Origin of the sequence: Aequorivita vladivostokensis, assembly GCF_000952855.1 — a bacterium.
GTDB lineage: Bacteria > Bacteroidota > Bacteroidia > Flavobacteriales > Flavobacteriaceae > Aequorivita > Aequorivita vladivostokensis.
Window position 1 is genome coordinate 268009 of the sequence record NZ_JSVU01000002.1, and the last position, 25286, is coordinate 293294.

The 25286-nt window shown below is 38.8% G+C and carries 26 protein-coding genes and 1 riboswitch; of the genes, 17 read left to right on the plus strand and 9 right to left on the minus strand.

The window, feature by feature from the left end; genetic code table 11:
* Positions 1-5: 5 nt before the first annotated feature.
* From MB09_RS03940 to MB09_RS03990, 10 genes are all read left to right on the plus strand, one after another.
* A complete protein-coding gene (locus MB09_RS03940; protein WP_045079576.1) occupies positions 6-899 on the plus strand; it encodes a ribose-phosphate pyrophosphokinase in 894 nt (297 codons plus the stop codon).
* Positions 900-943: 44 nt separating this feature from the next.
* Positions 944-1540 carry a hypothetical protein gene (locus tag MB09_RS03945; protein WP_240484804.1) on the plus strand — a complete coding sequence of 199 codons (597 nt, stop codon included), beginning with the start codon at positions 944-946 and terminating at the stop codon, positions 1538-1540.
* Between the two features lie 6 nt (positions 1541-1546).
* Complete coding sequence (locus tag MB09_RS03950; protein WP_045079578.1) at positions 1547-1840, plus strand: hypothetical protein; 294 nt, start codon at positions 1547-1549, stop codon at positions 1838-1840.
* Between the two features lie 65 nt (positions 1841-1905).
* Entirely contained in the window at positions 1906-4038 is a 2133-nt protein-coding gene (locus MB09_RS03955) for a copper-translocating P-type ATPase (RefSeq protein ID WP_205618090.1), read from the plus strand.
* Positions 4039-5244 (plus strand): MFS transporter, encoded by a 1206-nt coding sequence (locus tag MB09_RS03960; RefSeq protein WP_045079579.1) that lies wholly within the window; start codon positions 4039-4041, stop codon positions 5242-5244.
* Positions 5245-5582: 338 nt separating this feature from the next.
* Positions 5583-5747 (plus strand): Lacal_2735 family protein, encoded by a 165-nt coding sequence (locus MB09_RS15870; RefSeq protein WP_045079580.1) that lies wholly within the window; start codon positions 5583-5585, stop codon positions 5745-5747.
* A 7-nt stretch (positions 5748-5754) separates the two neighbouring features.
* The gene (locus MB09_RS03970) at positions 5755-6165 is read left to right on the plus strand and encodes a DUF2452 domain-containing protein (protein WP_045079581.1); all 411 of its coding nucleotides are present in this window, start codon (positions 5755-5757) and stop codon (positions 6163-6165) included.
* A complete protein-coding gene (locus tag MB09_RS03975) occupies positions 6162-6446 on the plus strand; it encodes a TIGR03643 family protein (RefSeq protein WP_045079582.1) in 285 nt (94 codons plus the stop codon). The genes MB09_RS03970 and MB09_RS03975 overlap by 4 nt, the downstream gene beginning before the upstream one ends.
* Before the next feature lie 114 nt (positions 6447-6560).
* Positions 6561-8468, plus strand: a complete 1908-nt coding sequence (acs, locus tag MB09_RS03980; RefSeq protein ID WP_045079583.1) for an acetate--CoA ligase — start codon at positions 6561-6563, stop codon at positions 8466-8468.
* A gap of 621 nt (positions 8469-9089) precedes the next feature.
* Positions 9090-10109 carry a helix-turn-helix domain-containing protein gene (locus tag MB09_RS03990; protein WP_045079585.1) on the plus strand — a complete coding sequence of 340 codons (1020 nt, stop codon included), beginning with the start codon at positions 9090-9092 and terminating at the stop codon, positions 10107-10109.
* A 216-nt stretch (positions 10110-10325) separates the two neighbouring features.
* Here MB09_RS03990 and MB09_RS03995 read toward each other — a convergent pair whose 3' ends face one another.
* The gene (locus MB09_RS03995) at positions 10326-10637 is read right to left on the minus strand and encodes a hypothetical protein (RefSeq protein WP_045079586.1); all 312 of its coding nucleotides are present in this window, start codon (positions 10635-10637) and stop codon (positions 10326-10328) included.
* A 222-nt stretch (positions 10638-10859) separates the two neighbouring features.
* Positions 10860-11075, minus strand: coding sequence for a hypothetical protein (locus tag MB09_RS04000; protein WP_045079587.1), 216 nt, complete (start codon positions 11073-11075; stop codon positions 10860-10862).
* 157 nt (positions 11076-11232) lie between these two features.
* On the opposite strand from MB09_RS04000, the gene purB reads away from it, so the two are divergent.
* Complete coding sequence (purB, locus tag MB09_RS04005) at positions 11233-12576, plus strand: adenylosuccinate lyase (RefSeq protein ID WP_045079588.1); 1344 nt, start codon at positions 11233-11235, stop codon at positions 12574-12576.
* 69 nt (positions 12577-12645) lie between these two features.
* Here purB and MB09_RS04010 read toward each other — a convergent pair whose 3' ends face one another.
* From MB09_RS04010 to MB09_RS04025, 4 genes are all read right to left on the minus strand, one after another.
* Positions 12646-13188: a DUF4252 domain-containing protein gene (locus tag MB09_RS04010; protein WP_045079589.1), complete on the minus strand. Its 543-nt coding sequence runs from the start codon at positions 13186-13188 to the stop codon at positions 12646-12648.
* Between the two features lie 3 nt (positions 13189-13191).
* Positions 13192-13734: a DUF4252 domain-containing protein gene (locus MB09_RS04015; protein ID WP_317619470.1), complete on the minus strand. Its 543-nt coding sequence runs from the start codon at positions 13732-13734 to the stop codon at positions 13192-13194.
* Between the two features lie 117 nt (positions 13735-13851).
* Positions 13852-14289 carry a hypothetical protein gene (locus MB09_RS04020; RefSeq protein WP_045079590.1) on the minus strand — a complete coding sequence of 146 codons (438 nt, stop codon included), beginning with the start codon at positions 14287-14289 and terminating at the stop codon, positions 13852-13854.
* Complete coding sequence (locus MB09_RS04025; protein WP_045079591.1) at positions 14276-14782, minus strand: RNA polymerase sigma factor; 507 nt, start codon at positions 14780-14782, stop codon at positions 14276-14278. The genes MB09_RS04020 and MB09_RS04025 overlap by 14 nt, the downstream gene beginning before the upstream one ends.
* Positions 14783-15114: 332 nt before the next feature.
* Here MB09_RS04025 and MB09_RS04030 point away from each other — a divergent pair, with 332 nt between their 5' ends.
* Positions 15115-16509, plus strand: a complete 1395-nt coding sequence (locus tag MB09_RS04030; protein WP_045079592.1) for a S41 family peptidase — start codon at positions 15115-15117, stop codon at positions 16507-16509.
* Between the two features lie 70 nt (positions 16510-16579).
* Here MB09_RS04030 and MB09_RS04035 read toward each other — a convergent pair whose 3' ends face one another.
* Both MB09_RS04035 and MB09_RS04040 read right to left on the minus strand, forming a co-directional pair.
* Complete coding sequence (locus MB09_RS04035; protein WP_131459810.1) at positions 16580-17629, minus strand: YncE family protein; 1050 nt, start codon at positions 17627-17629, stop codon at positions 16580-16582.
* An 11-nt stretch (positions 17630-17640) separates the two neighbouring features.
* On the minus strand, positions 17641-19473 hold the full coding sequence (locus MB09_RS04040) for a TonB-dependent receptor (RefSeq protein WP_045079594.1): 1833 nt from the start codon (positions 19471-19473) through the stop codon (positions 17641-17643).
* A 29-nt stretch (positions 19474-19502) separates the two neighbouring features.
* A riboswitch (cobalamin riboswitch) is annotated at positions 19503-19715 on the minus strand.
* 144 nt (positions 19716-19859) lie between these two features.
* On the opposite strand from MB09_RS04040, the gene MB09_RS04045 reads away from it, so the two are divergent.
* The 5 genes from MB09_RS04045 (at position 19860) to MB09_RS04065 (ending at position 24656) form a co-directional block, all read left to right on the plus strand.
* Positions 19860-21008 (plus strand): ABC transporter substrate-binding protein, encoded by a 1149-nt coding sequence (locus MB09_RS04045; protein WP_045079595.1) that lies wholly within the window; start codon positions 19860-19862, stop codon positions 21006-21008.
* Positions 21008-22039: a FecCD family ABC transporter permease gene (locus tag MB09_RS04050; protein WP_045079596.1), complete on the plus strand. Its 1032-nt coding sequence runs from the start codon at positions 21008-21010 to the stop codon at positions 22037-22039. The genes MB09_RS04045 and MB09_RS04050 overlap by 1 nt, the downstream gene beginning before the upstream one ends.
* Entirely contained in the window at positions 22039-22833 is a 795-nt protein-coding gene (locus MB09_RS04055; RefSeq protein WP_045079597.1) for an ABC transporter ATP-binding protein, read from the plus strand. Before MB09_RS04050 ends, MB09_RS04055 begins: the two co-directional genes overlap by 1 nt.
* Before the next feature lie 118 nt (positions 22834-22951).
* A complete protein-coding gene (gene rmuC / locus MB09_RS04060; protein ID WP_045079598.1) occupies positions 22952-24280 on the plus strand; it encodes a DNA recombination protein RmuC in 1329 nt (442 codons plus the stop codon).
* A 7-nt stretch (positions 24281-24287) separates the two neighbouring features.
* Positions 24288-24656, plus strand: coding sequence for a hypothetical protein (locus tag MB09_RS04065; RefSeq protein ID WP_045079599.1), 369 nt, complete (start codon positions 24288-24290; stop codon positions 24654-24656).
* 9 nt (positions 24657-24665) lie between these two features.
* On the opposite strand, the gene MB09_RS04070 is transcribed toward MB09_RS04065, so the two are convergent.
* Entirely contained in the window at positions 24666-25241 is a 576-nt protein-coding gene (locus tag MB09_RS04070) for a T9SS type A sorting domain-containing protein (RefSeq protein WP_078056377.1), read from the minus strand.
* Positions 25242-25286 lie beyond the last annotated feature (45 nt).

Below are 25286 nucleotides of genomic sequence, written 5' to 3' on the forward strand. Positions count from 1 at the left end.
AAACTATGAAAACAATATTATTCAGCCTTCCCGGAAATGAAGAACTCACAGAGCTTTTGGCAAAAAAGATGGATGCAGAAATAGGAAAAGCAACCTTACGCAAGTTTCCAGATGGGGAATCTTACACACGTATATTATCTGATGTTAAAGACAAATGTGTAGTACTGGTATGCACCTTGCACGAACCAGACAAAAAACTATTGCCCCTTTATTTTTTAAGCCACACGGCCAAATCATTAGGAGCAATGTGCACCTGTTTAGTCGCACCCTATCTCGCCTATATGCGTCAGGACAAAATATTCAATGCAGGCGAAGGTGTTACTTCTGGTTTCTTCGGAAAACTGATTTCAGGTTTTGCCGATAGCATTACCACCGTTGACCCGCACTTACATAGAATTAGCTCCTTGGGCGAAGTATATAAAATCCCAAATAAGGTCATTCATGCTGCCGATGCTATTTCAGATTGGATAAAAGAAAACATAGAAAACCCTGTACTTATAGGTCCAGATTCTGAAAGTGAACAATGGGTTTCCGAGGTTGCTAAAAAAGCAGGAGCACCATTTACGGTATTGCAAAAAGTGCGTCACGGCGACCGTGATGTAGAAGTCTCTGTTCCAGATGTGGACAAATACAAGGATGCCACACCTATTTTGGTAGATGATATTATTTCCACAGCGCGAACAATGATTGAAACCGTACAACATTTGAAAAAAGCAGGAATGAAACCACCTATATGTGTGGGTATTCACGCAGTTTTTTCAGGAAATGCCTATCAAGATTTATTGGATTCCGGGGTGGAAAAAATAGTGACTTGCAATACCATCCCGCATCCTTCAAATGGTATTGATTTAAGTGATGTAATGGCAAAAGAAGTTACGAAATTGATGCATCATATATGAGAAAAAAAGGCTTCATATTACTATTCATCTTATTCAATATTACAATGAATGGACAAACTGAAATGCTCATTGGGCAGATTTCAGGAAGATTTGTCATTCGGGAGAATTTTGATGAAAAAGGTGCTTTTCTCAACAAACAAACTTTTGAAGCTGGTAAAACAATGGAGAAAAATGGATATTTTGAAATTGATGTAATCACAGAATTATTTGACAAAGACAAAAAATCCACCGATAAATATACAACGACCTATCGATGTAAGCCAGATGAAGCCAGTGTAATGGTAATGGCGTTTCCGTTTTCAAACCCAAAATCAGAAGAAACCGAAATCAATACCATTTCTGCAAATTTTAAAGAGTTGTATGACTTGGAAAACTTGGAAGATATAGAACTTGAAATGAGTTTTGATTCGGGCTTATTAAATTTTTTCGGTTCAAAAAGCACGATAAAGATTTACGACCGAAAATTAGATAGTAACAAAAAAAAAATTAATTCAAAAATCAACATTAAGGCCTATGCTTTGGGAATTCGCATTAAGCAACTCAATTATAATGTTTACGAAAAATTAAATGGAAACGGTTTATTGACCTTTCAGAAATTTACAGAAGAAGATAACAGTTATTTCACAATGACTTATAACTAAAAACAAATGAAAAATTACGATACACTATCAGAAGCTATTAACGATTTACAGGCAAGTGAATATCCTTATGATTTTAACTTAAAACCTGAATGCCTGGAATGTGCTTCACTGGAAATTGAGATTCATCCAGAGGATTTCAAAGTAGATAAAACCTATCGTTTTGAAGGTATGAGCAGTACCGATGATAATAGCATTTTATACGCCATTTCATCAAAAAACGGAATTAAGGGTCTTTTGGTGGATGCCTACGGCGTATATGCCGAAAACATTTCTGAAGCAATGCGGAAAAAATTACGATAACACTTAAATAGAACTATATGGACAATAACAAAAATCACAAGGACAAAAAAATGGACCATTCGAAGATGGACCATTCTAAAATGAATGAAGATAACATCGACCATTCAAAAATGGACCACTCAAAGATGGACCACTCAAAAATGGAAGACCCAAAATCGGACGACCATAGCAAGATGGACCACAGTAAAATGGACCATTCAAAGATGAAACACGACCACGGAAGCATACCAATGGGTATGGCAGGCCACGACCATCATAAGATGATGATTGCCGATTTTAGGAAACGGTTTTGGGTAACCCTTGTACTTACTATTCCCATACTGTTCTTCTCGCCGATGATTCAGGACTTTTTTGGATATGAGTTTTTGCTTCCCGGAAACCAATATATCCTTTTTGCACTTTCATCCGTAGTTTATTTTTACGGTGGTTGGCCATTTTTAACAGGATTTTGGTCTGAAGTAAAAAAAGGTGCACCAGGAATGATGACCTTAATAGCAATGGCCATTAGTGTGGCCTATTTTTATAGTTCCGCAACAGTCTTCGGATTGCAGGGTGTCGATTTTTTCTGGGAACTGGCAACTCTAATCGCTATTATGCTTGTGGGCCATTGGATAGAAATGAAAAGTGTCTTGGGTGCCTCAAAAGCCTTACAGCTTCTAGTAAGTATGATGCCTGCCGAAGCTCACAGAGTAAAAGGCGATACAATTGAAGATATTTCATTGGAAGATTTATTGAAAGATGATGTGATATTGGTAAAGCCCGGCGAGAAAGTTCCTGCCGATGGTATCATAATCGAAGGGTCTAGTTATCTGAACGAATCTATGTTAACTGGAGAATCAAAACCAGTAAAAAAAGAAGAAAAGGATAAAGTAATTGGAGGTTCTGTAAACGGCAATGGCAGCATAAAGGTAAAAGTGGTACATACAGGAAAAGACAGTTATCTCAACAAGGTTATCACAATGGTTGAGGAAGCACAAAAGACCAAGTCCAAAATGCAAAATCTATCGGATAGAGCAGCAAAGTGGTTGACTTATATTGCCTTGTCTATAGGATTTGGTACGTTGGCAGTTTGGTTAATTCTAGGGTTCCCTTTTGTTTATGCATTAGAAAGAATGGTTACCGTTATGGTCATCGCTTGTCCACACGCACTTGGCCTTGCCATTCCACTTGTAGTTGCGATTTCTACCGCAGTATCTGCTCAAAATGGGCTATTGATTCGTAATAGAACCGCATTTGAGGAATCACGCAAAATATCCACTCTGCTCTTTGACAAAACAGGAACATTGACTAAAGGGGATTTTGGCGTTACCCGAATTGAATCGGTAGATAAAAAATATTCTTCAGATGAAGTATTAAGACTTGCAAGTGCCTTGGAACAAAGCTCAGAACATCCTATTGCCGTGGGAATTATTAAAAAAGTGAAAGAAGACAAGGTTGCTATTCCCAATCCTGAAAACTTTAATGCGATTACAGGTAAAGGTGTAGAGGCAAACGTAGAAGGCAAGCAGGTGAAAGTAGTGAGTCCGGGCTATTTAAGGGATGAAAAAATTACCATTCCTGAAGATGCTTATAGTGACGCCGCTGAAACGGTTGTATTTGTATTAATTGAAGGTGCTTTAGCAGGATACATTGCTCTTGCTGATGAAATAAGACCTGAATCTGCCGAAGCAATAAGGGTCTTTAAAGAAAACAACATAAAAGTCTTGATGGCAACTGGCGATAACGAAAAAACCGCCAAAGCCGTAAGCGATAAACTTGGATTGGATGGATATTATGCCGAAGTATTGCCACACCAAAAAGTGGAAATCGTAAAAGAATTGCAAGGTAAAGGAGAATTTGTGGCTATGACGGGAGATGGCGTTAATGATGCACCTGCTTTGGCACAAGCAAACGTGGGTATTGCCGTAGGTTCGGGAACCGATGTGGCAGCAGAAACAGCAGACATTATTTTGGTAAACAGTAATCCACAGGATATTGCGAACTTAATTTTATTTGGAAAGGCTACCTACAATAAAATGATTCAGAACTTAATATGGGCAACGGGTTATAACGTTGTTGCAATACCATTAGCCGCTGGAGTTCTGTATTCTTCAGGATTTGTTTTAGGACCTGCGGTAGGAGCTGTATTTATGAGTTTGAGTACAATTATAGTGGCCATTAATGCGCAATTATTAAAGCGAAAAATCGGTAAAAAATAAATGGAAAGAAAAGAAGAACTCAACAGGGTATTTTTAATTCTGTTGAGTTTATTTGTAGTGATGTTGGGCTATGGTATATTATTGCCAACCCTTCCTTACTATACCGAAAGGCTAGCAATAAAGGGCAATCTCGACACCGACCTTATCAACTTCCATATTGGATTGCTTACGAGCATCTATCCATTTTTTCAGTTACTATTCGTAGTGGTTTGGGGAAAGCTTTCAGATAAATATGGTCGAAAACCTATAATCATTTGTGGACTAATCGGTTTTGTAATTATGCAATTGCTCACTGGTCTTGCCACGTCTCTAACAATGCTTTATGTTGCTCGAATTTTTGGTGGTATTTTCACATCAGCAGTTATTCCAGTTAGCAACGCATATTTAAGCGACATTACTTCTGAAAAACGGAGAACAAAAATAATGGCCTGGTCAGGCGTTGCCATTAGCTCTGGGGTTATTTTTGGCCCTGTCATTGGTGGCTTTCTATCCCAAACTGATATTCATATAAAATATTCTATAGGTCTGCTACATTTAGACCGATTTTCAGTGCCCTTTTTATTCGTTGCCCTATTAGGATTGATTGTGTTATTCGTTGTGATGAAATGGCTAAAAAACACCGCTCGTGTACATAGGTTAATGACACAAAAAGTGAGCTTGCGATTCACATTTACCAAATATTTTATTGTATTACTCATACTATCCTTTGTAGCCCAATTTGTTGTGACCTTGTTTGAAACTGTTTTTTCAATCTATGGAAAAGATGAATTAGGGTTTAACAGCAAACAGTTGGGTTTAGGTTTTATGCTATGTGGTTCTGTGATGGCCGTTTTACAGCCTGTATTTGCTAGTTATGGTGAGAAGTTTTTATCTCCTAAAAAGCAAATTGCCATTGGGTTCCTAATAGCCGGAGTATCCTTGATTGCTTTTCCTTTTTTTACAAGTGAATTCTTGGTATATGGATTAATCATTATGTTTGCTGCTGGTGGTGCTTTGGTAACGCCAAACTTGTTATCAGCAGTATCATTGACATCTAAAGAAAATACAGGTAGAAATATATCCATACAAAGCTCAACAGGTAGCGTAGGTCAGATTTTAGGTCCTGTTGTAGGTACTTGGCTGATTGCAGATAGTTTTTACTATCCGTTTATTATAGCTGGATTAATAGTTATAATTTCAATTGGATTAGTCCGATTTGTCACTTAAAACTTTTAAAATTGAAATTCCAAATAAAAAAACTCGTTACAGCTTTACTTAAATATAATGAATTATAAATCAGGTGCGTAATTCGGTGCGTAATTAGAAATATATTATTTTAATTATTTGATTTTCAATAACTTAATTATTTAAAGATAGTTCCTCTTTCTCCGCCAAAGCCCGTGAACAAGTTGTTCACGGGCTTTTTTATTTTTCAACTACCCTTTCCATTTCAAATAGTCCATTAAAATTAACTAAACTTTTTGTTTAACAGTTTTATCAATCTATTAAACGTTTTGTATCTTCACACAATATAAAATGGTGACGACCCTACTAAAAACGATACTATGTTTGGAATGTTTAAGAAGAAATCAGAAAAGGAAAAATTGCAGGAGGAATATCAAAAACTCCAAAGTGAATCCTTTAAACTCTCAACAACCAATAGAAAGTTGAGCGATCAAAAAGCCTTTGAGGCCGAAGAAGTGATGAAGAAATTGGAAAAACTCAAATAGCTGAATAATGGCCGAAGAGAAAAAACCCGATAACGTAGTTTTCAATACAGATACAAATCGTTACGATGCTGCATTAAAACCTTATGCAACTTCCGTGGGTGCGCCGGTGATTACAAGTACCGATACCACCGCTTGGAAAAATAGTAGCATCAACAAAACCAATCATAAATTAAACGCCAAATACTTGGAACTGAAGGCAGAATATGAAAAAATGACTAAGGAGTTTGAGTATAACAATCTTATTTTCAATTCGCATTTTAGTTTTGAACCTGTTATTGGCGAAGTTTATCATCTTTATAAAAGGGAAAATGGAAAAAATTTTCTTTCACTCATTGCGCCCGATCAATGTAATTTTAATCACCTTGGCAGCTTTTATCTGAACGTCGATCAAACCTGGGAAAAAGTGGATAAACTATGATTGGCGGAGATTTAACAGATAGGCAATTGGATCGAATCATCGAAATGGCCTGGGAGGATCGCACGCCTTTTGAAGCCATAGAATTTCAGTTTGGATTCCCCGAGAAGGAAGTCATAAAAATAATGCGTGGCCATCTAAAAGAAAGTAGTTTCAGGCTTTGGCGCAAACGCGTTAATAGTGGCGTAAGCCAGAAGCATCTCAAAAAAAGAAGTTCTGAAATAAGCCGTTTTAAATGCTCACGGCAAAAGGCCATTTCCGGAAACAAAATAAGCAAAAGATAGCCCAGCTATTTTTCTAAAATAAATTACCTCTTTCATTTTTAAGGCTCGCCATAATTAAATATATTTCTGAATCAATTCATCCATTTCAGAATTATACCATCAATACACCGAGCTATGAGCAATTACCATATAAAAAATTTAGAGGAATATTTTCAAGTTTATAGAAAGTCAGTAAGAGATCCTGAAAATTTCTGGGAAGAAATTGCTGAGGAAAATTTTATGTGGCGTAAACGCTGGAGTAAGGTGCTGGAATTCGACCTTTCAAAACCTGAGGTTTCGTGGTATAAAGGCGCAAAACTCAACATTACCGAAAATTGTATAGATCGACATATATATGCACGTGGCGAAAAAACCGCAATCATTTTTGAACCGAATGACCCTTCCGAAAAAGCGGAACATATAACTTACAAACAACTGCATGAACGGGTATGTAGGCTTGCAAACGTGCTGCTTGATCATGGGGTAAAGAAAGGCGACCGGGTTTGTATCTATCTACCTATGATTCCTGAGCTGGCGGTTTCATTGTTAGCCTGCGCACGTATTGGCGCCATACATTCCGTGGTTTTTGCGGGATTTTCTTCCACAGCGCTCTCTACCCGGATTAATGATTCTGATTGCAAAATAGTCATTACCAGTGATGGCTCATACCGGGGCGGAAAAACAATTGATTTAAAAGGCATCGTTGACGAGGCGTTGGAAAACTGCGAAGGCCTAAAAACAGTTTTGGTAGTAAAACGCATCCATTCTGAAATAGCGATGAAGGAAAACCGCGATAAATGGCTACAACCCCTTTTGGACGAAGCATATCACGACTGTGTGCCGGTGGTTATGGATGCCGAGGACCCGTTATTTATTCTTTACACTTCCGGAAGCACCGGAAAACCAAAAGGAATGGTACATACCACGGCAGGCTATATGGTCTATACGGCATATACCTTTAAAAATGTGTTTCAATACCGCGAAAATGATGTGTTTTGGTGTACAGCAGATATTGGCTGGATTACCGGCCATAGTTACATCGTTTATGGGCCTTTGGCTAATGGCGCAACCACTTTAATGTTTGAAGGTGTTCCCTCCTACCCAGATTTTGGGCGCTTTTGGCAGGTAGTGGAAAAACATAAAGTAACCCAGTTTTATACGGCACCAACTGCCATCCGTGCATTGGCTAAGGAACGACTTGATTTTTCCGAAAATTATGATCTTTCCTCACTTAAAATTTTGGGCAGTGTGGGCGAACCTATTAATGAAGAGGCTTGGCATTGGTATGACGAAAACATCGGAAAGAAAAATTGCCCAATTGTAGATACTTGGTGGCAAACAGAAACTGGCGGCATCATGATTTCTCCTATTCCTTACTCCACGCCCACCATTCCTACTTATGCCACATTGCCATTGCCCGGTGTGCAACCGGCATTGATGGATGAAAATGGGGAAGAGCTAAAAGGAAATTTAGTGAGTGGCCGCTTGTGTATTAAATTCCCATGGCCCGGAATGGCGAGGACTATTTGGGGTAATCACGAACGGTATCGCGAAACTTACTTTTCAACCTTTGAAAACAAATACTTTACAGGCGACGGCGCTTTGCGTGACAGCACGGGTTATTATCGAATAACGGGCCGTGTAGATGATGTTGTTATTGTTTCAGGTCATAACTTGGGTACCGCGCCTATTGAAGACGCAATAAATGAACATCCGGCCGTGGCGGAAAGTGCTATTGTGGGCTTCCCACACGATGTAAAAGGAAATGCACTCTATGGTTTTGTTATATTAAAAGAAATAGGCGAAAGCAGATTGCACGAAAATCTTCGCAAGGAAATTAACCAGATTATCACGGAACATATTGGCCCTATTGCCAAGTTGGATAAAATACAGTTTACCACGGGCTTGCCAAAAACCCGAAGTGGTAAAATTATGCGCCGTATTCTCAGAAAGATTGCAGAAAATGACACCAGTAATTTAGGCGATATCTCCACGCTACTAGATCCTGAGGTGGTTCAAGATATTATTGACGGAGCCATTTAAGCGAAATTTTTTATTTCCGTAACGTTTTCAATAAAACCTCCAGTACTTGGCTTTTTTCATATTCTGGAAACATTGCTTCATTGGTTGTGATTTTTTTGAAGCATTTTTTTCCTATTCTCACGAATAATTTCCCGAATAAGTACCATCAATTGAAATACGTCAAAAATAAATTGAAATGGATTAGGTTCAACCAAGGGAATTGAATATCTTTAGAATTCTGATAATTAATCAATTACAAACTTCTAATGCTCCCCATTATGATTTGGACAACCCTTCTTCTTTTCCTTACGGTGGTAGCTTGTGTCCTGGGTTATTTAGGCTTAGGATTTGGACCGATTGAACCTGCCAAAATTATATTTTTTGTTTTGGGAACCTTTTTGGTGATTTCGTTTTTTCTGGAAAAACGCAAAAAACGGAAAAAATATTACGAATAGAATAAACACGCTTCTAAGAAAATCGCAACTATCTACCACTTGCGATTTTTTCATTTAATACCATTGCACAATCGATTATTATGCAATATCTTACCCAAGCCAATGTAATTGAGTTAAATAAAAAAGTTATTTGTGTTAAAACTTTTTATTTGATAATAGTATTTTGGCACAACCAAACAACCTTTTAATGAATTCTATACAAGTCAATTCGCTTCCCCTCAAGGATGTAATACGGGACATTGCCAACGTATTTAATATTTCCTATTCCGAAAATTGTGGAGAGTATTTATTGAAAATTCCGCCATCAGTGGGTGAAGGCACCATTAGAGGCATCAATTTTGAAGGCGGCCTAGGACTTATTCAGTATGATTGTATGTTCAATGAGGATATGGAAATTCATTTTGTGGTAAACCATATTCATCCCTTAAAATTTCTCTACACCGTGGAAGGAATTTTGGAACACAGGTTTGAAAATGAAGATAAACTGCGGACCATTGAGCAGTACCAAAACGCCATAGTGGCCAGTAGTAAGCATAACGGCCATGTTCTTTTGTTTAAAAGCAAACGCCACACTACCGTGAACAGTTTGGAGATAGAAAGGGAAAAATTCCAGATAAAAATGGCGTGCGATATTAACAGTCTGGATGATGAACTGGAACAACTCTTTAAGGATATCAAAGCGAGCGGCGCCTTTTATTACAGTGGAAACTATAGTTTGGCAATTTCAGACATCTTAAATACTATGTTAGAATTCCAAGCTGAAAATTTTACGCGCAAATTATTTTTGGAAGGAATGGCTTACCAAATTTTGACCCATCAAATTCTGCAATACCAAGACGATAAAAAGGAAGAGGGAAACCGCACGCTGCTTCGTTCTACTGAACTGAAACAAATCAACTCCATTTCAAGTCTTATTGAAGGAAATATCTCTGATGTGCCCACAGTGGAAAACTTGGCCCGGCAAGCTGGGCTCAATATAAACAAATTGCAGGAGGGTTTTAAGAAACTTTATGGTACCACGGTAAACAATTATGTCCAGAAAACCAGACTGGATACGGCATACAGCCTTTTAACAAAAACCGATCTCAGTATTTCTGAAATAGTAAATGCCATAGGACTGAGCAGTAAAAGTTATTTTTCAAAAATATTTAAGGAAAAATATAATATTTCCCCGTCCGACTTCCGAAAGAAACAGCGCGATAAATAAAAAACCCCAGTCAAAATAATGATAACTGGGGTTTCCTCTTTTTCATAGCAAATCTTTTGCTTTTGCTAAAATAGGGTAACTTATAAAAATTCATTAGCTCAAAAGAATCTTTCATTAACCCAAAATATTCTTTTTTAATTACTTATGGATAATTTAAAAAAACCCTTCCCTGCAGCGAGGTTGGAAAGGGTTTTAATAGTTGATCAAAAAATCCAACTATTTTTTCCAGTGTTGAATTTCATCTTTCAAATCGGCTCTGGACTTGCCTGTTTTGTTCTCTAATCGTTTCAAGGTGTCAGAAAACGATTCATCCTTTATTTCAGAGGCATCGACACTTAAGCCGTAGTGCTTGTTAAAATCTGAAGCCACCTGCTCCCACTTCTGTTTTAAGTAATCTTCATCATCCTTCTCCTTTTCTTCATTATCATCATCGGGATGCTTTACATAGCTTTTTTCATCAGGCTCATTGTGATGTTCACTTTGTGCACCCTTCCCTACGCTGTGCTTTGGACTATTTTTTTTGCTCATAATCTTTTGATTTTATGCTAATATGCTAAATTATTAAACATTCTTATTAAAAATTAACGCATATATTCTAAAATTTAATCCATTCATCATAAATTTTAGATATATTTACCAATCTATACAATTTTTATATCCCCACAATTAGAAACCCCTTTCTCATTGTGTTGATCAAGGGGTTTCGCATTGTCCGTGTATCGGATCAAAAATTACTTAGATTTTCTTACTCTACTCTTCCTCCTCTTCAGGACGGCGTTGGTTTTGAGGTCTGTTTTGTGGATTCCTCTGCTGATTAGTCTGTTGATTTTGAGGATTCCTTTGCTGATTTTGATTTTGTGTGCTCATAACAATTTTTTTTAAATTAATAATGTGGTTTTCTTTTTCACTATTAAAATTAATCCTGCCACAACTACCTTCAGCACAATAAATTCTTAAAATTTTCAATTCGGAACAATTTTTAACTATCTATTATCTTAAAAATCGATTTCGTTGGCTTTTCGTTAAGCGATGTGCTTAAAAATGTAGCTTAAAATTTAATACCAAAACCCTTTCATCATAACTCATTGGCGTTTTGTATCTTTGCGCTTTTAAAGTTTGAACCATGTACACCAATGCATTGCAAGCAATTTCACCGATAGACGGTAGATACGCCTCAAAAACCAGTAGCCTTATTCCCTATTTCTCTGAAGAAGCGCTCATTCGCTATCGCGTGCAGGTAGAAATTGAATATTTCATTGCTCTGGTGGAATTGGATCTTCCGCAATTAGCAGATTTTGACAAAACCCAGTTTTCAAAACTTCGGGAGCTTTATCTTGAATTTACCGTGCAGGACGCAGGGAAAATTAAGGAAACCGAAAAGGTGACCAATCACGATGTTAAGGCAGTAGAATATTTCATAAAAGAAAAATTTGACGCATTAAATCTTCAGAAATATAAAGAATTTATACATTTTGGGCTTACGTCGCAGGACATCAACAATACCGCCATTCCACTTTCGCTGAAAGATGCCGTGAACAATGTTTACGTTCCACTTTTAATGGACGTGAAAAATAAATTAAAGGAGCTTTCCGATGAATGGGCCGAAGTTTCCATGCTTGCACGTACCCACGGCCAGCCAGCCTCACCCACACGTTTAGGTAAGGAAATTGAGGTGTTTGTTGTGCGCATCGAGGAGCAATTTGACTTGATGAACGATATTAAGAGCGCGGCAAAATTTGGAGGCGCAACAGGCAACTTTAACGCGCACAAAGTAGCTTATCCAGAGATTGATTGGCGAGCCTTCGGAAAGAAATTCGTGCAGGATAGGCTAGGGTTGCATCACTCCTTCCCTACCACGCAGATTGAACATTACGACCATATGGCCGCACTTTTTGATTGTTTGAAAAGAATCAACAATATTTTGATCGATCTGGATCGTGATATTTGGACGTACGTTTCCATGGATTATTTCAAACAAAAGATAAAGAAAGGAGAAGTTGGCTCCAGCGCTATGCCGCATAAAGTGAACCCTATTGATTTTGAAAACAGTGAAGGAAACCTGGGCATTGCGAATGCACTCTTTGAGCATCTTTCGGCAAAACTTCCGATAAGTAGATTGCAACGTGATTTAACCGACAGTACGGTTTTACGCAATATAGGCGTACCAATCGGGCATACGCTAATTGCCTTTTACGCAACGTTGAAAGGATTGAATAAGTTGCTTTTAAACGAACCCAAATTTGCCGAGGATCTTGAAAATAATTGGGCTGTTGTAGCGGAGGCAATCCAAACCATTCTGCGTCGAGAAGCATACCCAAACCCTTATGAAGCCTTAAAAGGATTGACCCGAACCAATGAGCGAATCAACCAAACTTCTATCGCAAATTTTATTGAAACTTTGGAAGTACCCGAAAGCGTAAAACAGGAAATGCGCAGTATAACTCCCGCAAATTATACAGGTATTTAAATGTATCTATCAAAAAAAGGCTTCAACCAAAATTAGGAAGAAGCCCATTTCAACTATTAATCAACTAATTTAATCCTTAAAAATCTCTCCAAAACCTTCAAGTTTTGAAACATCCAAATCGCCCCGTTCTGCAGATTTCATAAGTTTCAGCATTTGATCGGGACGCATATTTTCGCCCAATAGCCTGAAAACTGCAAAGCCCCGATTGTCATCACTTGCAAAAACTATAACCTCATCAATCGCGTCCTCTTCGCCTGTGTATTTTAAGGTGGCGTTCCAATCATTGCTTTTTATCCGGGTAAGTTCTTTGTACTGTTCCTGATCTAATATATTCTTCAATTCTTGACGCTCCTTTTCATAATCAGCAGTATCGCCCTCAATAATAGGATAGGCTACAACATTCACTTTTTTAATGGTATTTAATATATCCTTTTCTTCCTGCGTAAAATTGCTGGTGTTTCCTTGGAGCAAGCTGGCGGCAATATCCATTTTTACAAACTTATCATCGTCTTGCTTTTCAACCAAATACTTTTGCAAGGACTTGTCGCTACAGGAGGTCAACGCTACTAATCCGAGAATTAAAGCCATAAAATATTTTAGTAGTGTTGTCATAACTTATTGTTTTTTCTTTTTGTCGATATTCTTCAATTCCTCGCTGCCGGGCACTTTTAGTTCTTCTGTAAGTTTTGAAATTTGTTTTAAATCTATATTTCCCGTAATGCTCATAATAACCGTCATAGGTTTTCCTTCCACAATGCCATCCATATGCATCAACAGTTCACTTACGTAATTTTCGTTTTTACCTTCCTTGCTGTAAAATTTAATATTTCTACCATCTTCCTTTACGCGCATCAATTCACCTAAATTCTTGGAACCAGCAATGTATTTTGCCACTGCGGCATCCATTTTTTGCGAAACGCCGGGATTGTCGGTAGTGAAAATTTTAATATTGTCCAGATCGTTTACCATTTTTAAATATGCCTGTGCCTCTGGATCGGTAGAGTTAAGGTCCATCTTGCTCAAAAGTTTGAACATATTTTTGGTTACCACAACAGAGGTTACATCTTTTTCGTTTTCAAAGGAATCAAAGGCGTTCTGTGCCCAAGAAACCATTGGCGCTATTGCCAGTGCTATTAGTATTGCTATTTTTTTCATCATTTTATTATTTATTGTTTGTTCTATTTTATTGGGTTCAAATGTATTTTATAAGGTATTTAATTAAGATGTTTTTTAAACTGAAACAATGCTTTTTTCTGAATTCTTCTATTTGATGAACTATTCAAAAATTTTATCTTTAGTTTTTCCAAATTGACCCACAAAAGAAAGCTGTTCCGTCCCTTTGTTGAAATTCTCGGAAAGGAGCAACATTGCTTCCTTGCTTTTTTCAAAGGCGGCGAGTGCCTCTTTTTCTTCCTGGGAATAATTAGGTTGCGAAAAGTAAAAGCTGCCCACTCCAAAAGCTACTACCACCATTGCCGCTACAGCGTACCACCAACTTTTTATGGTTCTTGATTTTGTATCTGGTAACACAAAGACCTTCGAAGACTTTTCTGCTCTGGCAGCTTTCAAACCTGCGAAGATTGGCTTGTATTGAACCAAATCATCGGCAACCGTTTTATTGTTGAAATAATCCTGAAGCATTTTTTCTTCAGAAAGACTGGTTTTGCCTTCAAAATAGGCATCCAATAATTGTTTTACTTTAACCGATTCCATATTTATAATTTTTTATCATTTCGTCCCTTACAGCTTTACGGGCCCGGGAAAGCGCCACGCGTATCGCGGTTTCGTTACTGTCGAGCATCTGTGCTATTTCTGAAAACTCAAATTGTTCTACATCCCGCAGTTGAAGCACGATCCGTTGCTGTTCTGGCAAGGTTTCCATTATCCTGAAAACCATTTCCACCCCATCATTTGCCTCAATCCTTTTTTCAATATTCTCTGAAGTCTGATAATTGCTATGAACGATTTTTAAATTCGAGGCCTGCTTCGATTTTAAACGGTCCAAACAATAATTCTTTGTCATTGTGATGGCAAAGGCCTCAGGGTTTTTATAGTTTTCAATGTTCTGTTTTCCGTTCCACAATTTTAAAAATACTTCCTGCACGGCATCCTCTGCTTCATCTTTTGACACCAAAATTCGTTTCGCCAAACGGTATAACTTATCCTTAAAAGGCATTATTACAGTAATAAACTCGGTCTTTTCCATTTTTTGGTTGGTTCTTGGTTTGGTGCCGTCTATTTAAATGACGAATGGGTGCTATTTTTGTTACATTGAAATTTTCGTTGGGCATTGACCGTCTAAATAAGGCTGAAATATTAGTACTACGAGAGAGAGTCCAATACAAATCTCCCGCGTAGTTTTTTTGATACTTTATCTCCTTCGTAGAGAAAGTCTTATTTATTTTGCCGATGGTTTCTCGACGATTTAAAATGATATGAAAAGTCTCAAAATAATTTCGACTAAAAAAGCATATTTTTACCACTACAATATAATCCCTAAATTACCTGTTTAAAAAGAATACCTAAATAAACCTATTTATGAATAGAAAGATTTTCATTTCCCTTTTAGTTGTTTCCGCACTTTTCGTTTCGTGTTTTGAGGACGCCGATGATAATTTCCAGCCGGCCTCTACCATAGATATTCAGAATTTCATCTACCGCGGTCTGAATTATTTCTATCTATATAAAGCAGACACCCCCGAACTAGCAAACGATGCATTTGCTACCCAAGAAGAACTAAATAACTTCCTGGACAATTACGACACCCCTGAAACACTATTTGATTATTTACTGTCCCCACAGGATCGGTTCAGCAATCTATATAGTGATTATACGCTTATAGAGAATGCGCTGAGCGGCATAACCCTTAGTAACGGTATGGAATTCGGCCTGGTTTATTATCCCGATAACAGCAGAAATGTTTTTGGATATGTACGCTACGTGCTGCCTAATACCGATGCCCAAACCCAAGGATTGGAACGCGGTGATATTTTTACGACTATTGACGGCCAGCAATTGAACGAAAACAATTACAATGAGCTACTTTCCCCAGACAGCTATACTGTAGGATTAGCAACTTTTGACGGAACTGATTTTACCTTAACGGGCGAAACAGCACTCTTGAACAAAACCCAATACAACGAGAATCCAGTTTATAAGGCGGAAACACTTACCGTCAACGGAACTAAAATTGGCTATTTAATGTATAATGGATTCATAAAAGATTATGATACCGAACTAAACAATGCCTTTGCGCAGTTTAAGACAGAGGGAGTGAGTAACCTGGTTTTGGATCTTAGATATAACGGGGGTGGTTCCGTTGAAACAGCGACAGACCTTGCAAGTATGATTACCGGACAGTTTAATGGGCAGGTATTTTATCAAGAATTTTGGAATGCAGACAGACAGGCCGATTATGCTGAAAACGGTCTTTTTGATAATACCATCAGTAATGGAAGTACTATTAACAGTTTGAACCTTTCGCAGGTTTACATTATTACTACCAGAAGAAGTGCCTCTGCCAGTGAATTGGTTTTAAACGGACTAAAACCTTATATAGATGCCGTTCAAGTAGGAGATACTACCACTGGAAAATTTCAAGCTTCTTTTTTGTTGTACGATGCTCCAGCGCCTCAATTTAGCAGAAGCCAGGCCAACCCAAACCATACCTATGCCATGCTTCCCTTGGTCTTTAAAACGGCTAATGCAGCTGGAAATACAGATTTCACGGAAGGATTGTTTCCTCAAATTCCATTGCAGGAAAATTATTTCAATCTAGGGCAATTGGGTGACGAAAATGAACCACTGCTGGCTGCGGCTTTATTCGAAATTGCAGGAAGACCTATGACTTCCCAAAAAGAAGGTCCGCATTTAAAGGAAATTTCAGACAGTAAGGCCTCTTCTCCTCTTTTCGGAAAAATGATTGGAAACTAGTTATTATTAAAATGAAGCTCCGTTAAATTTATATAGTTTAACGGAGCTTCATTTTATATATGAAAAATTATTACTCGTTAAAATAGACGCCGCCGGGTACTATGCCTACCTGAAAATCCTGGATTTGTTGATTGGTTGATAAATCATAAATTTTTAATGAACCTCTGCTCGCAAAGTCATCAGCGTCCGTTGCGTATAGGAGGCCATCCTTCGCAACCATAGTGTAGAAAAAACCGGCTATAATATCATTTCCGGGTAAGGAAATGGAACTGCTGTTTAACTTATAAACGTTTCCATCCAAAGAATAGAAAAAGCTATTACCGTCCATCGTTAGGTTGGTTGGGTGCTCCGTCGTGCCAAAAGTGTATGTATTTAAAACCTGTCCGTTTGCAAGGTCAATTTCAACGAGCGAACCTGCGGTTTCGTTGCCGGTATAACTTGGGTTTCCGCCACAAAGTACAAACAGTGAACTACCTTTAACAACCATTGAGTTCGGAACATCACCCACGGTAATGGTATTTTCCAGGTTGGTACCCGAAATTACAGAAATTAAATTATTTTGACCGTAACCGCCCTGGTGCGCCACGTAAATTTTATTATTGTAAGTTACCATACGTTCTGGTCCAAAGGCAACAGGAATGGTAGCAGCAATGGTATTGTTGCGCAAATCCACTACCGCCACAAAATCGTCGCCGTTATCATTGGGGTCGCCCCAATTGGTTACATATCCCCTGTTACCATCTGTTCCCATAAAGTAACGTGGATTGTTAATACCGGTCTTAATTGAATCGACCGCTTCAAAGGAATATCTATTGGCAATCATTATTTTGTTTGAATTGTTCACCACTATATATGCATTATCATCTTGAAAACCCATGGATTGAACAATGTTCCCAAGCTCCGTTCCGTTCACGGTCCTGTAAATATTTTGCGTAACCGTACTGTAATCTTCAGAAATAAAGGTAATGTTGCCACTTCCATTGCCAAAAGGACCTTCATTGGTTACTAAAATTCCCTTTTCAAACGCCGCCGGCACGTATTCTGGCTGGCTATCGTCATCATTGCTACAAGACACAAAAAATAGCGCTGTAATTGCTAAAAAAAATACTTTATTCATCATTTTCATTTTAATTATATTTTAAGGTTTAAGAATATTTGAATATTTCGTGAAGGCATAGGCCGGTACGCCACATTTTCATAATAGGTGTTGAAGGCATTTTTGAGTCTGCCGCCAACGGTAAGGTTCGGTTCAAATGGCAGTGCGACCGAAGCGCCAAAATTAAAAACCGTATAGCCTGCAACACTGCTGCTGTTGTCCGTAGTTGTGTAGGCTTCGCCATTGAACAATCCTTGGGCGTATATTGAAAGTTTTCTAAAATCGTAAGCCACGGTACCCCCAGCCTTTTGGAACGGCACGTAAATTAGCTGCTTTTTCTTTTCCAAATCCTCTGCCTTGGTATAGGAATAATTCGCGCTAAAATCCAACGAGTGTTGCGGACCCAATTTTATAAAATAGCCCAGGGTCGCCTCAATTCCATAATTTCGGGTTTCTTGAATATTTATTGGCTCCCATACACTTCCGCTTATGGGCACCCATTTTATTAAATCTTCGGAAGAAATATAGTAAGCCGCTATGTCAGTCTTCAAATTGCCGAAGGTTATTTCCTGCCCAAGTTCCACTTGATAGGAAGTTTCAGGTTGCAGATTACTATTTCCGCCGCCATACCAGTACAAATCGTTAAAGGTGGGAATGCGATAATTCTTTGAGCCATTCACGCGCAGGGAATAACTTTTTGAAACATCCCATTTCGCATCTGCGGAAAAGAGCCAAGGGTTGTCAAAACCGTTCAGGAATTCTTTCCGAAGATTCAAGCCATAATTAAAATCCCTTGAAATTTTATGGTTGAACAACAAAACGGCGGCCAGTGTTTTGCGGTGGTTTTCTCCCACATTACTGCCTTGTGCTGTAACATAAGTATATTCAATCTTGCTATTTATTCGAAATTTTTTAGAGAGCAAAACTTCCGTTTGAAGGCCGCTGATAAAGGTATTTGCACGCCCCTCGTCATAGAGTGGTTTATCACTATCGGGAAAATATTTAAACTGTTCAAAAAGATGCGCCGCACTTATTTTCATCTTGAAAACTCCCATTTCCTGCTGGATTTGCCAAAGGTTCCGCGTAGCAATATCATTGTAGCCATCCTTTCCCACAGTGTTTAAGCTGCCCGAAAAATTCCGATTGTTGTAACTGTACTCAGAATTCCAGGTGGCCACCCCGCGTTTTAGTTTACGGGCCTCATTAATTTTTGCCGAAAAGCGCAAAAACTCACCGTGTGTATTTTTTTGATTCTTCCCCACATACTCATAATCATTATCGGAACTGATAAAATCCACGCCCACGTTCAAATAATGGTCACCCCAAGTTTGAGTTGTACTGGCCGTTCCACCAAGGGTCGCAAAACTCCCGTAAAGCAGGCCAACTTTAGTACTATGTATTTTTTTGAATGAATACGTATTGTTCAGGTGAATACTTCCGCCCACGGCACCGCTGCCGTATTGCACCCCGCCGCCGCCACTTCTAATTGCGATTTCTTCATAATTTAAAGGTGAAATTACATTGAAATCGGTCTGTCCGGTAAATACCGAATTTATATTGATACCATTCCAGATTACGGCAGTCTGAGCGGCATTGGTTCCGCGGAAAGACGGGGAGGAAACCATTCCAAAACCGTTTTCCTTAAAATATATGTTTGAATTGTAACGTAGCGTCTCGGTAAGTGAAGTTGCATTTCGCTCAATTAGGGAATCACCCAATTTTTCAAGTTTGAAACCTTTAGAAAAATGTACGAGTTTGGAATCGGTCAACATCACCTCGGGCAACTGCTGAATACTGTCAAGCTGCGCAAACGCCGAGGCCGTGCACAGAAAAATTGTGAAAAAAATATGGTAACCCTTTAGTTTCATACTGCAACCTTTATCCCGAAAGTTTGACGTTTTATGTTATGAATATGGCAGGTCTCCTGGCTTGTCTTTTTGTGCAACCTTCCCATCCGCTATATGCGAACAGTGGTTTTTGAAGCATGCACGCCCGAAAATACTTCGGGACGACTTACAGTTGCGGGAACAGCTTCGGATTTTAACCGAATTCCCTTTTAAGAGCTTTTTCCGTGGTGGAAAATTGCTCACCAAAATTCATCGCGAAGATAGTGGTAATTTTTGAAGGACTGAAAGGATATTTAACGAAGTTTGTCCTTTAGTTTTTTAACGTTCATAATAGCAAAGGAAATCAATTAACACTTTCTGAAACTTTGTGATACCTTTGTGCAACTTTGTGTAAAAAACACCCAACAATGCTTTATTTCAAAAAGAACTTCTTCACCCTACTTTTTTTCGTAGCCTTTGTTTCCTGTAAAACTGAAACTGAAAAAACTACTGAAATTGCCTATATACCCACGAAAGAGAAGGAAATTAATTACGCCAAAGGTTTTGAAATAAGCACTTTTGAAGGCTATAAAACCATAACATTGAAAAACCCTTGGCCGGGAACGGACAGGACATTTAAATACGCTTTAATTGAAAAGAACACTATCCTTCAAAACCCTGAGGATTACGATGCTGTGGTGGAAGTTCCGGTAAAGCAAATTGTAGTCACCTCCACTACCCATATTCCTTCTTTGGAAATGTTAAACGAACTGGACGCCTTAATCGGTTTTCCGAATCTGAACTATATTTCTTCGGAAAAAACGCGCCAAAAAATAACCGAGGGAAAAATTGCCGAACTGGGAAAAAACGAAGATTTGAACACCGAAATTTTGATAGACCTAAATCCCGATGCGGTGATTGGGTTTGCAGTTGACGGAAACAATTCTACCTTTTCAACGCTTCAGAAATCGGGCATTCCGGTACTTTACAATTCAGATTGGACAGAGACTTCCCCCTTGGGAAAAGCCGAATGGATTAAATTTTTCGGAGCGCTTTTCAACAAAGAAAAAGAAGCAGATAGCATTTTCAGAAATATTGAGACCGAATATCTCTCCGCAAAAAAAATAGCTTCCGAAGCCAAGACAACACCCTCCGTAATCAGTGGTGCAATGTATAAAGATGTGTGGTATATGCCACAGGGCAATAGCTGGGGCGCACAGTTTATAACCGACGCCAATGGCAATTATCTCTGGAGCGACACATCAGGTACGGGCAGTCTTTCCTTAAATTTGGAATCGGTTTTGGAAAAGGGCCACGACGCCGATTTTTGGATTGGGCCCGGCCAGTTCACTTCACTGGACGAAATGGAAAACGGGAGTCAGGTTTATACGCAATTTAAGGCGTATAAAACTGGAAACGTATATTCGTACAGCATGAAAAAAGGCCAAACTGGCGGCGTTATTTATTATGAATTGGCTCCCAACAGACCTGATTTGGTTTTAAAGGATTTAATAAAAATCTTACATCCAGAACTGTTCCCGGAGCACCAACTTTATTTTTTCAACAAACTCGATTAATGCAGGTTAGCCAAACATACAGATTGCAATTTGCGGTGCTCTTTGTCGCTCTCCTCGTGGCATTCTTGATGAATTTAGGAATGGGATCAGTTTCCATTCCGCTTAACGAAATAATTTCAGTATTTATAGGAAATGGCGCCTCAAAAGAAACCTGGCGTTATATAATTTTTGACTATCGCCTCCCAAAGGCATTGACGGCGATGCTCGCTGGGGGCGGACTGGCCGTGTCGGGATTGCTGATGCAGACGCTGTTCCGCAATCCCCTGGCCGGACCTTTTGTGTTAGGGCTGAGCAGTGGAGCAAGTTTGGGAGTTGCTATTTTAATTTTGGGCGCCAGCGCCTTTGGGGGATTTTTCGGAACCCTATTGTTAAGCCAATGGAGCCTCGTAATAGCTTCGGCATTGGGAAGCTTTTTGGTATTGCTGGCCGTGTTGGCGGTTACCTTCAGAATAAAGGATACTATGGCAATTTTGATTATTGGGTTAATGTTTGGCAGTGTGACAACAGCGGTGGTTTCGGTTCTTTCCTATTTCAGCAATGCGGAACAATTGCAGCAGTACATTTTTTGGTCTTTCGGAAGTCTGGGAAACCAGTCGTGGCAGGGCGTTTTGATTCTGACGTTTTGTTTTTTGGCTGGTTTGGCGCTGAGTTTTTTCAGCAGTAAATCTTTAAACGCTTTACTTTTAGGTGAAAACTATGCCAAAAGTATGGGGCTACACATTAAAAGAACCACTTTTATAATCATTCTCGCAACCAGTATTCTTGCGGGAAGCATTACTGCATTTGTGGGCCCAATTGCATTTGTGGGATTGGCCGTTCCGCATTTGGTGCGCCAATTTTTTAAAACATCAAATCATTTTGTGCTTTTGCCTGCTGTGCTGCTCTGCGGAAGTTTATTATTGTTAATTTGCGATACGGTAGCACAATTGCCCTTCAGTGAATTTACGTTGCCCATAAACGCCATCACCTCACTGGTAGGCGCGCCGGTGGTAATTTGGCTGTTGGTACGCAAACGAAAACTTTTCTTTTAATGGCTTTGGAAGAAAAACATAGTATTTTACAAACGCGAAACCTTGCGGTGGGTTATTCGAAAAAAGGCGACAATCTTATAATTGCCGATAGAATCAATTTTTCCATTAAAAAAGGGGAATTGGTAGGACTCGTGGGTGCTAATGGAATTGGTAAATCCACCTTGCTGCGCACATTAACGGGTATGCAGGCTGCTTTAAAAGGTGACGTTTTTTTAAATGGGAAGAATATCTCGGATTATTCCGCTTTCCAACTCGCAACCCGTTTAAGCGTTGTTTTGACCGAAGCCCCTGCCTCAAAAAACCTGTCGGTGCTGGAGCTGGTTTCCTTGGGCAGACAGCCTTACACAAATTGGATGGGTTCACTTTCCGAAGCAGATAAAAAAGCAATTCAAGCTGCGCTGGAAGCAACCGAAACTGCAACCCTTGCAAATAGAAAATGTTTTGAACTGAGCGATGGCCAAATGCAGCGGGTGGCGATAGCGAGAGCATTGGCGCAGGACACGCCGTTAATTATTCTAGACGAACCAACAACGCATTTGGATATTTACCACCGTGCCTATATTCTGAAATTATTGAAAAAGTTAGCCTCGGAAACGCAAAAGACAATTCTTTTTTCGACCCACGAAATAGATTTGGCCATCCAACTTACCGACAAGATGCTGGTGATGGCAAAGAATGAAACCTATTTCGATGACCCGTGCCAACTGATTGAGGCCGGACGGTTTGATACATTATTTCCAAAAGAAACTATTGATTTCGATGGAAAAACGGGGCGGTTTAAGATAAAAAGTTAATTAGTTATACAGGTACTGAGTTAATTGATTCAGTATAACTTCTTATCTTTATCATCAAACCAAAACTTTGAAAAATAGTCTTTTTTCAAATTACTCATTAACCTAATAACTTAAAAAATTGAACGAAACTTTTCTATTCCTCTTACTTGCTGCCATTTGCTTATTAATCGGAGCTTTTTTGGGTAATTATTTTGCCCGTTTAAAGGGTAAAACCGAAACCAGCAAACTGGAAGAACGCCTGGAAAACGCGCAACTGCAATCAGAAAAACTGAACGAGCGTTTTGAGACCGCCTTGCGCGAAAAAGAAGAAATCAGGCTGGAAAAGGAGCAGATTAATATGTTGCTCACGCGGCGCAATTCAGAATTTGAAAATCTTGAAAACCGCAACCGCGAACAGAAAGCAGAGGTTGAAAAACTACAGGAGAAATTTACCAAGGAATTTGAAAATCTTGCCAATAAAATCCTGGATGAAAAATCCACTAAATTTTCAAAACAGAATAAGGAAAGTCTGGAAATAATTCTGAATCCACTTCAGGAGAAAATAAAAAATTTCGAAAAACGCGTGGAAGACACCCATAAGGAAAGTATTGACCGCCACGCAATGTTGCGACAGCAAATTATTGGTTTGAAAGAGCTGAACGAGCAAATGAGCAAGGAGGCTACAAACTTGACCAAAGCCTTGAAAGGGGATAGCAAAATACAGGGAAATTGGGGCGAATTGGTTTTGGAACGTGTACTCGAAAAGAGTGGTTTGGAAAAAGACCGTGAATATTTTGTTCAAAACAGTTTCACTACTGATGAGGGGAGGCGTGTATTGCCCGACGTCGTGCTGCACCTTCCGGATAACAAGAAAATGATTATAGATTCAAAAGTTTCCCTAGTGGCATATGAGCGTTTTGTAAACGAGGAAGATGAAGACCAAAGGGCCCGTTTCTTAAAAGAGCACGTAACCTCCCTGAAAAAGCATATTGAGCAACTAAGCGGCAAAAATTATCACACGCTCTACGAAATTGAAAGTCCGGATTTTGTTTTGCTATTTGTTCCTATTGAGCCTGCATTTGCAGTTGCCATTAATCGGGACAACAATATTTACAACTGGGCTTTTGAGAAAAACATAGTGATTGTTACTCCTTCTACCCTACTGGCAACGTTGCGAACAGTGGACAGTATGTGGACCAACGAGAAACAACAACAGAATGCTATTGAAATTGCTACACAGGCAGGCAGGCTTTATGACCAATTTGTAAACCTAACCGAAGACTTGATAAAAGTAGGCAACCAGTTAAATACCGTAAAAGGCAGTTACGACAGCACAATGGTGAAACTTACCGGAAAAGGAAATTTGATATCCAAGGTAGAGCGTCTAAAAAAATTAGGTTCCAAGGCGAGTAAGCAGGTAAACGAAAAATTACTGAAAAAAGCGGAGGAAAACTTTGACAACCAATAAGAAAGTTATGAAAAAAGTCCTCGTTATCATCCTTGGCAGCCTTTTGGCATTGTACCTGTTATATTTCGCCTTCGTGTATTTTGTACCGTATAGTGAGGGAACAAGAGCCGGCGAGCTTATAAAATTTAGTCATAAAGGAGTCCTTGTAAAAACTTGGGAAGGAGAGATTAGCCAGGGCATTAGCGGCGCACAGATATTTTCCTTTTCGGTTTTGGACCAAGAAAAGGATGTTATTGAAAAATTAAAGGAGTATCAAGGCAGCTATGTAAAGGTAAGCTATGTAGAACGTTTTACGACCTTCTTCTTTTGGGGTGATACCAAATATTTTATAAACGATGTGGTAAAAGAACAGTCACCGCATTTTAACCGCGAATAGATCTGAGCGTTATTTTTTTGCTATTTTCAGCGTAGTCTGTAAATTATTGGATGTCACTTTCACAAAATACAGCCCACTATTCAATCGGCTCATGTCAACTTGGGTCAAAGTGCCTGTACCCTTTCCTTCAGAAACCAAGGTGCCAAGAACGTTATAGATTTGATAATTATCTATTTTAAAAATAGATGATATAATTAAATCATTTTTAACCGGATTGGGATAGAAATTTAGGTTTTTCACAAATTTCTCTTCTACGGAAAGTTTCCCGACCACGGTTACTTTTCCTCGCATTAGAGGATTTGATTCATTTTCATATTCCGTAACTCCTCTTTTTTGAAAAGTGTATGAGAATTCAGTGTTCAAACCATCAAGAGTACCGCTGCCGAAATTTTCACTGCCGTTCGGGAGACTCGTAACGCTTTTTTGGGAACTGTCTTTCCAGACCCAAATCACAGTATCTCCCACTTCTATGGTGGGGCTTGCAACAGATTCATTTACACCTTGCCCCCAAGCAATTTCAACAACATTCTGACCCGTCAGAATGTTCATTGTAATAAAACATAAGAACAAAGTAATTTTTTTCATAAAAGAATATTTCAGTAGGTTAGTAATCTAATTTACGAAAAAAAA